11 protein-coding genes are annotated in these 12,214 nt (G+C 61.2%); 8 read left to right on the plus strand and 3 right to left on the minus strand.

Annotation, left to right across the window (positions count from 1 at the left end; all coding sequences use genetic code 11):
- The first annotated feature begins 23 nt into the window (after positions 1-23).
- The 4 genes from ISX84_RS08105 to ISX84_RS08120 are packed head-to-tail and all read left to right on the plus strand — an operon-like array spanning position 24 to position 5,005.
- Positions 24-1,058 (plus strand): TRAP transporter substrate-binding protein, encoded by a 1,035-nt coding sequence (locus tag ISX84_RS08105; protein ID WP_195819830.1) that lies wholly within the window; start codon positions 24-26, stop codon positions 1,056-1,058.
- A 55-nt stretch (positions 1,059-1,113) separates the two neighbouring features.
- Positions 1,114-2,478 carry a glutamine synthetase family protein gene (locus tag ISX84_RS08110; protein ID WP_195819831.1) on the plus strand — a complete coding sequence of 455 codons (1,365 nt, stop codon included), beginning with the start codon at positions 1,114-1,116 and terminating at the stop codon, positions 2,476-2,478.
- A 3-nt stretch (positions 2,479-2,481) separates the two neighbouring features.
- Positions 2,482-3,855 carry an aldehyde dehydrogenase family protein gene (locus ISX84_RS08115; protein ID WP_195819832.1) on the plus strand — a complete coding sequence of 458 codons (1,374 nt, stop codon included), beginning with the start codon at positions 2,482-2,484 and terminating at the stop codon, positions 3,853-3,855.
- A 4-nt stretch (positions 3,856-3,859) separates the two neighbouring features.
- Positions 3,860-5,005 carry an iron-containing alcohol dehydrogenase gene (locus ISX84_RS08120; RefSeq protein ID WP_195819833.1) on the plus strand — a complete coding sequence of 382 codons (1,146 nt, stop codon included), beginning with the start codon at positions 3,860-3,862 and terminating at the stop codon, positions 5,003-5,005.
- A 3-nt stretch (positions 5,006-5,008) separates the two neighbouring features.
- Here the strand turns inward: ISX84_RS08120 and ISX84_RS08125 are convergent, their stop codons facing one another.
- Positions 5,009-5,815: a sulfite exporter TauE/SafE family protein gene (locus ISX84_RS08125; RefSeq protein WP_326838718.1), complete on the minus strand. Its 807-nt coding sequence runs from the start codon at positions 5,813-5,815 to the stop codon at positions 5,009-5,011.
- Positions 5,816-5,906: 91 nt separating this feature from the next.
- Here ISX84_RS08125 and ISX84_RS08130 point away from each other — a divergent pair, with 91 nt between their 5' ends.
- The 4 genes from ISX84_RS08130 (at position 5,907) to ISX84_RS08145 (ending at position 10,007) form a co-directional block, all read left to right on the plus strand.
- Positions 5,907-6,308, plus strand: coding sequence for a rhodanese-like domain-containing protein (locus tag ISX84_RS08130; protein WP_195819834.1), 402 nt, complete (start codon positions 5,907-5,909; stop codon positions 6,306-6,308).
- Between the two features lie 131 nt (positions 6,309-6,439).
- A complete protein-coding gene (locus ISX84_RS08135; protein ID WP_195819835.1) occupies positions 6,440-7,828 on the plus strand; it encodes a cytochrome ubiquinol oxidase subunit I in 1,389 nt (462 codons plus the stop codon).
- A 2-nt stretch (positions 7,829-7,830) separates the two neighbouring features.
- Positions 7,831-8,841, plus strand: coding sequence for a cytochrome d ubiquinol oxidase subunit II (locus tag ISX84_RS08140; protein WP_195819836.1), 1,011 nt, complete (start codon positions 7,831-7,833; stop codon positions 8,839-8,841).
- Between the two features lie 119 nt (positions 8,842-8,960).
- On the plus strand, positions 8,961-10,007 hold the full coding sequence (locus tag ISX84_RS08145) for an aldose epimerase family protein (RefSeq protein WP_195819837.1): 1,047 nt from the start codon (positions 8,961-8,963) through the stop codon (positions 10,005-10,007).
- A 25-nt stretch (positions 10,008-10,032) separates the two neighbouring features.
- On the opposite strand, the gene gph is transcribed toward ISX84_RS08145, so the two are convergent.
- Positions 10,033-10,689: a phosphoglycolate phosphatase gene (gene gph / locus ISX84_RS08150; RefSeq protein WP_195819838.1), complete on the minus strand. Its 657-nt coding sequence runs from the start codon at positions 10,687-10,689 to the stop codon at positions 10,033-10,035.
- Between the two features lie 86 nt (positions 10,690-10,775).
- Entirely contained in the window at positions 10,776-12,164 is a 1,389-nt protein-coding gene (locus tag ISX84_RS08155) for a PepSY-associated TM helix domain-containing protein (protein WP_195819839.1), read from the minus strand.
- Between the last annotated feature and the right edge of the window lie 50 nt (positions 12,165-12,214).

A 12,214-nucleotide genomic window follows, 5' to 3' on the forward strand; every position in this document is an offset into this window, starting at 1 on the left:
TCACCTCAACAAGGAGTAAGACCATGACAACAAGACGTAAGTTTCTGACCAGCGCCGCAGCCGGGGCCGCAGCCGCGCCGCTGGCCGCCCCTGCGCTGGCGCAAGGCACGATCACATGGCGGATGCAGACCTATGCGGGCCCCGCACTGGCCGAGCATGTGATCAAGCCCGCCATCGATAGCTTCAACAAGATCGCCGGCGACCGGATGCAGATCGAGCTTTTCTTTGCCGATCAGCTGGTGCCCACGGGGGAGCTCTTCCGCGCCATGCAGAACGGCACCATCGACGCCGTGCAGTCGGATGATGACAGCATGGCCTCGCCTACGGAAGTCACTGTTTTTGGAGGCTATTTCCCCTTCGCCTCGCGCTACTCGCTCGACGTACCGGTGCTCTTCAACCAATACGGGCTGAACGAGATATGGGACGAGCAGTACTCGGCTGTGGGTGTGAAACACATCTCTGCCGGTGCCTGGGACCCGTGCCATTTCGCCACCAAGGATCCGATCAACAGCCTCGAAGACCTCAAGGGCAAGCGCGTCTTCACCTTCCCCACGGCTGGCCGCTTCCTGACGCAGTTCGGCGTGGTGCCGGTGACGCTGCCTTGGGAAGATATCGAGGTCGCGGTACAGACGGGTGAATTGGACGGTATCGCCTGGTCAGGCATCACCGAAGATTACACCGTGGGTTGGGCAGATGTGACCAACTACTTCCTGACCAACAACATTTCCGGCGCCTGGGCGGGCTCGTTCTTTGCTAATATGGAAAGCTACAACGCGCTGCCGGATGACCTCAAAGAGCTGCTGAAAGTCTGCATGGATCAGTCGCACTATTATCGCCAATGGTGGTACTGGGGCGGCGAGGCCAACCTGCGCGTGAACGGCACCAAGATGGAGCTGACCTCGATCCCCGATGCGGAATGGCAGCAGGTCGAAGATGCCGCGCTCAAGTTCTGGGACGAGATCGCAGCAGAGTCCGAGACCAAGGCGAAGGTCGTCGAGATATTCAAGCAATACAACGCCGATATGGTCGAGGCCGGACGGCCTTACCGCTACGGCTAACTCTTCTTGGGGGCGGCGCGTGTCGCCCCCGACCCTTTTGCAAACGGACACTCCCATGGCTGGCACATTGAGCTTTGAACAGTTGAAATCGCAGGTGGCGGAGGGCGCGATCGACACGGTTCTTGTCTGCTTTGTGGACATGCAGGGCCGGTTGATGGGCAAACGCTTCCACGCGGCGAACTTCGTCGAGCATTCCTATGCGGAGACGCACTGCTGCAACTACCTGCTGGCCACGGATCTGGAGATGGCGACGCCCGATGGCTATGCCAGTACCTCGTGGCAGGCAGGCTATGGCGACTATGTGATGCGCCCGGATCTGAGCACGATCCGACCCGTCCCGTGGCTGGAGGGCACGGCGATGGTGCTCTGCGATATTCTCGATCATCACACGCATGCGCCGGTGCCGCACGATCCCCGCGCGGTGCTGAAACGCCAGGTGGCGCGGCTGACCGAGATAGGCTTTGACGCGATGATGGCGACGGAGTTGGAGTTCTTCCTCTTCGAGAAGAGCTATGATGAGATCCGCAAATCGGGTTTCCGCGACCTGGCGCCGATCAGCGGCTACAATGAAGATTATCACATCGTGCAGACCACCAAGGAAGAAGGTATCATGCGCCCCTTGCGCAACCACCTCTATGCCGCCGGTGTGCCGGTTGAAAACACAAAGGGTGAAGCGGAAACCGGGCAGGAAGAGCTGAACATCCGCTACGCCGCAGCCCTCGACTGCGCTGATCACCACACGATTGCCAAACACGCGGTAAAGGAGATCGCGTGGCAGCAAGGCCATGCCGCCAGCTTCCTGCCGAAGTGGGCCGCCGACAAGGTCGGCAGTTCCAGCCATGTGCATCAATCGCTTTGGGCGGACGGCGCCCCGCTCTTCTATGAAGAAGGGGCCGAGATGGGCATGTCCGACCTCATGCGCCATTACATGGCTGGGCTGATTGCCTATGCGCCGGACTACACGTTTTTTCTGGCGCCTTACGTAAACAGCTACAAGCGCTTCGCCAAGGGGACCTTTGCGCCGACCAAGACCGTCTGGTCGGTGGACAATCGCACCGCCGGGTTCCGGCTCTGTGGTGAGGGCACGAAGGGTCTGCGCGTCGAATGCCGGATCGGCGGATCGGACCTGAACCCCTATCTGGCGCAGGCAGCCATGCTGGCCGCTGGCATCAAGGGGATCGAGGACAAGATGACGCTTGCCCCGCCGACCAAAGGTGACGTTTACGAAGACGCAAAAGCCGCCGATATCCCACAGACATTGCGGGCAGCGACCGAGACGCTGCGCGGTTCAGCGATGTTGCGCGCGGCCATGGGCGACGACGTGATCGACCACTACACGCGCTGCGCCGAATGGGAGCAGGAAGAATTTGACCGCGCCGTGACCGATTGGGAAATTGCACGCGGCTTCGAGAGGGCCTGAGCCATGACCATCACCTGTATCTCCCCGATTGACGGCTCCATTTACGCCACGCGCCCCGTGCTGAACGAATTTGAGGCCGCCGAAGCCGTGGCCAAGGGCAAGGCCGCACAGGCTGATTGGGCCGCGCGGCCCTTGCGGGAACGGATCGATCTCGTCTTGAAAGGCGTGGCCAATGTCGGCGCGATGAATGACGAGATCGTGCCGGAACTGGCCTGGCAGATGGGACGCCCTGTGCGCTATGGCGGTGAGTTCGGCGGATTTGACGAGCGTGCGCGGCACATGGCCGGCATTGCCGAGGAAGCGCTGGCCGAGATTGCGCTAGAGGACAGCGGCGCGTTTCGCCGCATGATCAAACGTGTGCCCCATGGGTTGGTGCTGGTCTTGGCCCCCTGGAACTATCCTTACATGACTGCGATCAACACAGTCGCCCCCGCGCTCATTGCGGGCAATGCGGTGATGTTGAAACACGCGAGCCAGACGCCGCTGGTGGGCGAGCGCATGGCACGGGCGTTCCACGCCGCGGGCATCCCGGAGGATGTGTTTCAGAATGTCTTCCTGGATCACAGGACCACCTCGGCGCTGATTGCCGACCGGGCTTTTGGGTTTGTGAATTTCACCGGTTCTGTCGGTGGCGGCAAAGCGATGGAGGCTGCGGCCTCGGGTACCTTCACCGGTCTTGGGCTGGAATTGGGTGGCAAGGACCCGGGCTATGTGATGGAGGACGCCGATCTCGAGGCTGCCGCCGAGACGCTGATCGACGGGGCGATGTTCAATTCCGGCCAGTGTTGCTGTGGGATTGAGCGCATTTACGTGGCCGCAACGTTGTTTGATCGGTTTGTGGATAAGGCGGTCTCAATCGTCGAAAACTACAAGCTCGGCAATCCGTTGGAACAGGAGACGACGCTTGGCCCCATGGCGCAGGTACGTTTTGCCGATGAGGTGCGGGCACAGACGGCAGAAGCGTTAGAAATGGGCGCCAAGGCACTGATCGACAAGCAACTCTTTCCTCAGGACAGTGGCGCTTATCTCATGCCGCAAATCCTGGTGGATGTGGATCATTCCATGCGCGTGATGCGCGATGAGAGCTTTGGCCCGGTTGTGGGTATCATGCCGGTCAAGGACGACGCCGAGGCGGTCCGGTTGATGAATGACAGCGCCTACGGGCTGACGGCATCGCTCTGGACGCCGGACATCGGTCGCGCCGAGGCGATCGGCGATGCAATCGAGACCGGCACCGTTTTCATGAACCGCGCTGATTACCTCGATCCGGGCTTGTGCTGGACCGGGTGCAAGGATACCGGACGGGGTGGCGGGCTGTCGGTCATTGGCTACCACAATCTGACACGCCCGAAATCATACCACCTCAAGAAGGCCTGATCCGATGACGTTGACTGCAAACTGGTCCTACCCCACCGCGATCCGTTTTGGTGCTGGGCGCATTTCCGAGATTGCCGAAGCCTGTGCGGCCGCCGGGATCACCAAGCCGCTGCTGGTCACCGACAAGGGACTGGCGGACTTGCCGATCACCCAGAACACGCTCGAACTACTGACGACCGCTGGCTTGGGCCGCGCGATGTTCTCGAATGTAGACCCGAACCCGACTGAGAAGAACGCCGAAGAAGGCGTGCGCATGTTCCGCGATGGCGGGCATGATGGCGTGGTTGCTTTCGGGGGTGGCTCGGGGCTCGATCTGGGCAAGGTTATTGCCTTCATGGCCGGTCAGACGCGACCCCTGTGGGATTTCGAGGATATTGGAGATTGGTGGACGCGCGCCGATGCAGAGGCGATTGCGCCCATCGTAGCGGTGCCGACAACGGCGGGGACGGGCTCGGAAGTGGGCCGCGCCAGCGTCATCACCAATTCAGACACCCATGAGAAAAAGATCATCTTCCACCCGAAAATCCTGCCTTCGGTTGTGATCTGCGATCCTGAACTCACCGTTGGGATGCCCCCTGCGATCACGGCGGGCACAGGGATGGACGCCTTTGCCCACTGCCTGGAGGCCTATTGCTCGCCGCATTATCATCCGATGAGCCAGGGCATGGCGCTGGAGGGCATGCGGCTGGTCAAGGATAACCTGTTGACGGCCTATGAGGACGGTACCAACCTGACGGCGCGGGCGCATATGATGTCGGCGGCGGCAATGGGCGCGACGGCGTTCCAGAAAGGTCTTGGTGCGATCCACGCCCTGTCGCATCCGATTGGCGCGGTGCATCATACGCACCACGGGACCACCAACGCGGTGGTCATGCAGCAAGTGCTGATGTTCAACCGTCCGAAAGTGCGCAAACATCTGGCACGGGCGGCCAATTACCTCAGCATCTCGGGCGGGTTTGACGGCTTCCATCGCTTTGTGGGTGACTTGAACACAAAGTTGAATATTCCAAATAATCTGACGGAACTCGGTGTAAAAGACCCGAATATCGACGCGCTTGTGGCATCTGCGTTGCAGGATCCCAGTGTCGGCGGAAACCCGGTGAAGATGACCGTGAAAAACACCACGGACCTGTTGGAGGCGTGTCTCTGATCCTCAGCCGTACCAGATGGCGCGGCGGATCAGGTTCAGTCCCATGAACACGAAAACGATCAGGAGAGCATTGCGAAACGCGATGCCTGAAAGGCGTTTGCGAAAGACCTCGCCCATGCTGAACCCGATCAGCGTGGGGACCAGCATCGCTGCGGACACCCCGGCAAGCGGGCCGGTCATGAAGCCCAGCTGGATGTAGGCAAGACAAAGCGGCAGGCTACCCACAAAAATCAGAAAACCGGTGGCCCGCACGAATTCGTCTTTGTCCACCTGCTTGGTGGCCAGGTACATCGCCAGGGGTGCGCCCCATCCTGCAGTCATGCCACCAACGACACCGGCCAGCAGCCCAAACCCGACCTGTGCTGCCCGGTCAAAGCGCGCAGCCAGGGGCGGTACCAACCCGCGCCAGGACACGGCGACAAAAAACAGGATGACCAGACCCAGAATGGCCAGCAGCGCCCGGTCGCCGGTGTCCTGTGTGGCAAAGGCCGTCGCGGTTACGCCTGCCAACAGCACCGCGGCAAAGACCGCGTAGCGGCGCATGGTGCGCGCCAGCTCTCCGGCGCGGTAGACCTGCCAGGCGTTTGACCCGATCATCGGAAACAGGACAAGCGCAATGGCCGTGCGCGGGTCCAGCAGCAGCGTCATCAGGGCAATGGCTGCGGTGGGCATGCCGATCCCGGCCAACCCCTTGACGGCTCCGGCAAAAAGAAAGGCGGCGCTCGCCACAAAGAGGGTCGTGATGTAGTCCAAAGGGGTTGGTCCTGCTGTGGCATCGGGCGCGCCCGCACAGGTCACTTGAAACGTCACCAGGTGTCAATTGCGCCTTTGCCGCGTTGTCGCCCGCCCGTCGCTGTGACAGGCTGCCTGCGATATCTCACCGTCATGAAGGAGCCGACCCATGTCCCCACTGAAGACCAGCTCTGCGCAAATGGTCGCAGACGCCCGTGCCCGCATTGAAGAGATCGAGACCAAGGACCTGATCGCAATGGTGGATGATCCGGATGTCGTTATCGTCGATATCCGCGACATGCGCGAACGGCAGCGCAGTGGGTTCATCCCGGGCAGCTTTCATGCGCCGCGCGGCATGATCGAATTCTGGGCCGACCCGCAAAGCCCTTATTTCAAAGAGATATTCGGGCAGGATAAGAAATTTGTCTTTCACTGCGCGTCGGGTTGGCGGTCTGCGCTGACCACGGCGACTCTCCACGATATGGGGTTCGAGGCGGCCCATTTGAAAGAAGGTTTTTCCACCTGGGCGGAGCAGGGCGGCCCGGTCGAGAAAGAGCCACCCAAAGACTGAACAGCCTGCCGACCTCTGACTTGGCCCACGCGCTGGCTGCGCGTTTCGTCGCACGGCACCTGAAATTCAGCCTTCAGAAACTACTTGTGTCGCATCAGAGGCAATTCTGACGTTAGAAAGAGGTCATTCCTGTGGACACGCTGCTTTTGTCCCGCATCCAGTTCGGGGCCAATATCTCGTTTCATATCTTGTTCCCGACGATCACCATCGCTCTGGGCTGGATGCTGCTGTTCTTCAAGCTGCGCTTCAGCGTGACGGGAGAGCGGAAGTGGATGGACGCCTACATGTTCTGGGTGAAGATCTTTGCCCTGTCCTTTGCGATGGGCGTCGTGTCCGGCATCACCATGTCGTTCCAGTTCGGTACCAACTGGCCCGGGTTCATGGAAACCGTGGGCAACGTCGCGGGGCCGCTGCTGGCCTATGAGGTGATCACGGCCTTTTTCCTCGAGGCTGTGTTTCTCGGCATCATGCTCTTTGGCGCCTCGCGGGTGAAGCCGTGGGTGCATACGCTGGCGACGTTTCTCGTGGCTTTCGGCACAACGATGTCGGCCTTCTGGATCATCGTGCTGAACTCCTGGATGCACACGCCGCAGGGCTATGAGCTGCGCGATGGCGTGGTCTTTGCCACCGACTGGTGGGCCATCGTCTTCAACCCGTCGATGCCTTACCGCCTGATCCATATGCTGCTCGCCTCCGGTCTCACCGTGGCGTTTCTGATTGCGGGTATTTCCGCGCTGAGGCTGCTCTGGGGTGACCGGGCCGAGAGCGTGAAGACGACCCTGCGCGTAGGCATCGTCGCGGCGGCGGGCCTGATCCCGCTGCAAATCCTGGCGGGCGATTTCCATGGGCTGAACACATTGGAGCATCAGCCCGCAAAAGTGGCCGCGATGGAAGGTAACTGGGAGACCGGTCCGAATATCCCGCTGGTGCTCTTTGCCATTCCCGATGAAGAGGCCCGCGAAAACCGCTTTGAAATTGGCATCCCGAATGGCGCGTCCCTGATCCTGAAACATAAAGCGGATGGTGTGGTGCCGGGCCTCAACGACTTCGTCGCGGAGGATGGTACGCCATTGCACCCGCGCGTGGCGCCTGTGTTCTTCAGCTTCCGCATCATGGTGGCCACCGGTATGGCGATGCTTGCGCTTTCATGGGCGGGCCTCTACCTGCTGCGTCGCTACGGGGCGGGCGCGATGCCGGACGTGCCGCTCTATGCCTTTGCCGCGATGAGTTTCAGCGGCTGGATCGCCACGCTGGCGGGCTGGTACACCACCGAAATCGGGCGTCAGCCGTGGTTGGTGCAGGGCGTGCTCAGCACAAAGGACGCGGTCAGCGATGTGCCCTCCGGCATGGTGTTGAGCACGTTGATTGGCTACCTGGTGATCTACGCCGTGCTGATCGTGGCCTACATCGGTGTGATCACCTATCTGGCGCGCAAGGCCTCGCGCGGCGAACCCCTGTCGTCTCGCGTTTATCCACGCGGCGGCGAGGCTGAAGTCGCCGCCCTGCATGCGGGAGAATAGCAATGACCTATTTCGGAGACCCCGCCATCTGGCTGCCATGGACTTTCGCGGCGTTAATGGGCCTGTCCATCCTGATCTACGTCATCCTGGATGGGTTCGACCTCGGTGTTGGCCTGCTGATGCCCTTGGCGGACGAGCAGGAGAAAGACCGCCTCGTCGCCTCCATCGGGCCTTTCTGGGATGCAAATGAGACATGGCTGGTGCTGGCCATCGGCCTCCTGCTGGTGGCTTTCCCGCCCGCCCATGGGATCATCCTGACATCGCTCTACCTGCCGGTTTTCATCATGCTCGTCGGGCTGATCCTGCGCGGCGTCTCCTTTGAATTCCGCGCCAAGGCCCCCCTGTCCCAAAAGAAACGCTGGAACGCGGCGTTCTTCGCAGGCTCCCTGATGGCGTCGATGAGCCAGGGGTTCATGCTGGGCATGTATGTCATGGGGCTGACCTGGACGCTGAGCCATGTCGCCTTTGCGCTGCTCACTGCAGTCTTCCTGACCGTTGGGTACAGTTTTATCGGGGCGGCATGGCTGATTGCCAAGACGGAAGGCGCGTTGCAGACCCGCGCGGTTGGCTGGGCCAAGGGCGGTATCTGGGGCCTGATCCTTGGGATCGGTGCGATTTCCGTCGCCACGCCTTTTGTCAGCCCGCGTATTTTTGACAAGTGGTTCAGCCTGCCGGAATTCCTGTACCTCTCGCCGATGCCGATCCTCTCTGGTGCTCTGGTGCTCTACCTCTTCTGGCGTATCCACAAGCTGCCGCAGGTCGGGGACAAGACCGCCTGGAGCCCATTTGCAGCGGCGATGGCGCTCTTTGCGCTGGCCTTCACAGGCATGGCCTATTCGTTCTACCCCTACGTGGTGCCCGAACAGATCACGATCTACGACGCCGCCGCTGCGCCGGAAAGCCTGTTCATCATCCTGATCGGGACGCTTTTCGTGCTGCCGGCCATTCTGGGCTACACGGCGCTGTCCTACTATATCTTCCGCGGCAAGGCGACAGAGCTACGGTACGACTAGACCGCGCGCGGCATAGCGACCTGAACCGGTGCCACCTCTGACGTTCAGTGCCAAGAGATGCTTTTTCTTTTCTGCGCAGGGTCTTAGGGTTGCGCAGAAACGATAGCGGATTGAACGGCATGCATACGGAAATCTTTGGGCATCTCGACGGTCACGCGGTCGAGGCCGTCACCCTCTCCAATGGTGGTCTACAGGCACGGCTGATCACCTTCGGCGCACGGCTCACGGAGCTGTGGGTGCCTGATCACAAGGGCGATCTGGCTGATGTCGTTCTGGGTTTTGACGATCTCGAAAGCTATGTCGCGTCGGACGCGTTCTTCGGGGCCACCTGCGGGCAATATGCCAACCGGATTGCAGGTGCCCGGTGCGAGATTGAAGGCCAAGATATCCATCTCGACGCGAATGAGGGCACCAACCACCTGCACGGTGGTGTGGCGGGGTTTGATCGCAAGGTCTGGCGGATTGCCGCGCTCGACGACAACAGCGTGACCTTTTCGGCCACCTCCGAAGAGGGCGAGATGGGCTTTCCGGGGCGCTCCAACCTGACAAGTCGCTATCACCTGACCCCGGAGGGCGCGCTTGAGATCGAGATGACGGCGGATACCGATAGAACCACGCTGGTCAACATGGTGCATCACTCGTATTTCAACCTGTCCGGTCAAGGCACGGGGCCGGTTTTGGACCATGAGTTGCAGATTGACGCCGGGTTCTACACACCGGTGGATGATGCACTGCTGGCCACGGGCGAAATTCTATCCGTCGCGGATACGCCGTTTGATTTTCGTCTGGGCAAGCGCATTGGGCAGGATATCTCGGCGCTTTGTCCGTCTTCCGAAGGCGGTGGGTATGACCACAACTGGTGTCTGGAAACACCGCGCGACCAGAGGCATGCCAGCGCCATATTGCACGACCAGGTGTCCGGGCGCAGCCTGCAGATCAGCACGACCGAGCCCGGACTGCAGGTCTACACCGGAGGATACCTGCATGAGCGGATGTCCGGCAAAAACGGAACGTCGCTGTGCAAATTCGCGGGCATCGCCCTGGAAACGCAGAAGTTTCCCGGCTCTCCTACCTTTGCGCATTTTCCGAATTGCCTGTTGCGTCCGGGCGAGACTTATCGGCACAAGATGCGGTTTCAGTTCGCAGCTGACGCGCCGTCGCGCTGAGCGGCAACAGCGATGCGCGCGCCTGTCACACCGGAAACAGGTTCAAATCCGACCAGTCATCAAATCGCAGCACCGGCCCGTCGGTCGGAATGTCGGCATTCAGATAGCCTTTGGTGAACAGACAGAAATCCACCCCCGCGGCCTGCGCCGTCGCGTAGTCAATGGCACTGTCGCCCACGTAGAGAGCTTGCGTCGGAGACTGACCCAGCGCGTCCAGACATTTTCGTAGTGAGGTGGGATCGGGCTTTTTGGGTTGGTCGGGCATCGCCCCAATGATTGAACTGAGGAAGGGCGACAGTCCCAACACCTCGCAGATATGACGCGCCGGTCCGGTTGGCTTGTTGGTGCAGAGACCAAGCGTCACGCCCGCTGCCGCAAGATGCTCGAGTTGCTGCAGCACGCCCGGATAGGGCCGCGTCAGGGCAACGCCATTCGCCTCATAAACAGTCAGGAACCGGTACAGCGTAGCTTTATGCGTGTCATCGTCGGTGCCGCCGGTTGCCATGAGGCTGCGACGGATCAGAACTTCGACCCCGTTGCCGACAAATGAGATGATGGTTGCCAGATCAAGCGGCCCGCGTCCCAGCGGCTCCAAGGCCGCGTTCACGGCCACCTGCATGTCGGGGGCGCTGTGCACCAGCGTGCCGTCCAGATCGAAGATGAGCGCCGTCTTTTGGGTCATGCGCCCGCATATCCCGGAACCGCTCAGGATGCCAAGCGCGGAAGGGAAGGGTGCGCAGGCGAAGTGTTCGCTGCGCACCCGGACAATCAAGTCAGCACGCGGCGCAGCTGTGGTAGTCTCGACAGGATGAACACATCCAGCGCCAGCACCGTCAGCAGGGCAATGCCTGCCATCGGGAAGGCCATCGACACGCCGAGACCCACAAGCACCGCGCCCTGCCAGAGCGGCAGTTCACGGGGAAAGGGCGGGGCGGCGAGACGGTTTGCACCCGCTGGGCGGCGTTTCCACCACATGACGACCGAGCTGACACATAGAAACAGGACGCTCAGGCAGACGACCGTGTTGGCAAGCACGCTCCAGAGGCCAAGGGTGCCCATGTGCAGCGCAATCCCCACGGCCATGGCTTTCCCGGCCAGCGAATAATCCTCATACCGTACGTCGGCGAGGATGTTGCCGGTGTACTGGTCGATATGCACCGTGCGATCCGAGGTTGGATCGGTGCTGTCGGTGCTCATTGAATCTCGGCTGATCGTCCAGACGCCGGTTGCTGACTGCGGCAGGTTCAGCTGATAGCGCGCGTCAAATCCGATCTCGCGCGCCAACGCGCCAACGGTGTCGAGCGTCACAAGAGGAGCGTTGACACCCGCCACACCCGCCTCGCTGCCGGACACCGGCATCGGGGTCAGTTCCAGCGCCCAGGGCACTTCGCGGCGGGCGTGGTTCATGCTGGCATGTCTGTCATCCGACAGCGGTACGGCATCCCATTTCTCGGCTGGGAACTGGCTCCAGGCCTGGACCATCTTGCCACCCCATATGCCCGCCCAGGACAGCCCGGAGATCAAGAAAAACACCAGGATGAGTGAGATCCAGATGCCGACAACGCCGTGTAGCGATTTCCACAAACCGCGCCCACGGGTCAGGTTGGGCAACAACGCCGCGCGCCAGCCGGTGCCGCGGGGCCACCACATGTACAACCCGGTCGCGATCAGCACCATGGCAAGTGAGGCGGCGGTTTCCAGCATCCGGTCGCCGGTCACGCCCAGCATCAGATTGCCGTGCAGGTTATCGGCAAAGTCGTACCAGCCACTGCGGCGCGGGAAGGTGTCGATCACGGTCGCGGTATAGGGATCGACGGCGACCATCGTGGCCTCGTCGCCGTGATCGACGCGGAAGAGAGCCGCCACATCCGGTGTCCGCGGGGCAACATATTGGATCAGCTCGCCGCCGGGAACGGCCTGAACGGCTGCGTCGGCCTGTACCGAAATCGCGGAGACCGCGTCTTGTGGCGCAACGGCTGTGCGTTCGCCGTCTCGCCCGTCAATCCAGGCGATCCACAGCATTGCCATACCGGTCAGGGCAAGCATGGTCAGAAACGGGATAACGAACAGCCCGGCATAGAAATGCCAGCGCCAGGCGGCGAAGTAGAGTTTGTTTGCGCCGGTATCCAGCGGCGCATTGGTAGTGAGTGTGGTCATGGGATGCTCCAAGCCTAATGGCCCGCGCGCGGCGCGGGTGTGATCTCAAG

This window comes from Roseobacter sp. MH60115, assembly GCF_015644665.1.
In the GTDB taxonomy this organism is placed as follows: Bacteria; Pseudomonadota; Alphaproteobacteria; order Rhodobacterales; family Rhodobacteraceae; genus Roseobacter.

What these genes read in the sequence shown, in the direction of transcription:
- ISX84_RS08105 (WP_195819830.1), top strand. Translation starts at nt 24, where the DNA reads ATGACAACAAGACGTAAGTTTCTGACCAGCGCCGCAGCCGGGGCCGCA.
- ISX84_RS08110 (WP_195819831.1), top strand. Translation starts at nt 1,114, where the DNA reads ATGGCTGGCACATTGAGCTTTGAACAGTTGAAATCGCAGGTGGCGGAG.
- ISX84_RS08115 (WP_195819832.1), top strand. Translation starts at nt 2,482, where the DNA reads ATGACCATCACCTGTATCTCCCCGATTGACGGCTCCATTTACGCCACG.
- ISX84_RS08120 (WP_195819833.1), top strand. Translation starts at nt 3,860, where the DNA reads ATGACGTTGACTGCAAACTGGTCCTACCCCACCGCGATCCGTTTTGGT.
- ISX84_RS08130 (WP_195819834.1), top strand. Translation starts at nt 5,907, where the DNA reads ATGTCCCCACTGAAGACCAGCTCTGCGCAAATGGTCGCAGACGCCCGT.
- ISX84_RS08140 (WP_195819836.1), top strand. Translation starts at nt 7,831, where the DNA reads ATGACCTATTTCGGAGACCCCGCCATCTGGCTGCCATGGACTTTCGCG.
- ISX84_RS08145 (WP_195819837.1), top strand. Translation starts at nt 8,961, where the DNA reads ATGCATACGGAAATCTTTGGGCATCTCGACGGTCACGCGGTCGAGGCC.
- gph (WP_195819838.1), bottom strand. Translation starts at nt 10,689, where the DNA reads ATGACCCAAAAGACGGCGCTCATCTTCGATCTGGACGGCACGCTGGTG.
- ISX84_RS08155 (WP_195819839.1), bottom strand. Translation starts at nt 12,164, where the DNA reads ATGACCACACTCACTACCAATGCGCCGCTGGATACCGGCGCAAACAAA.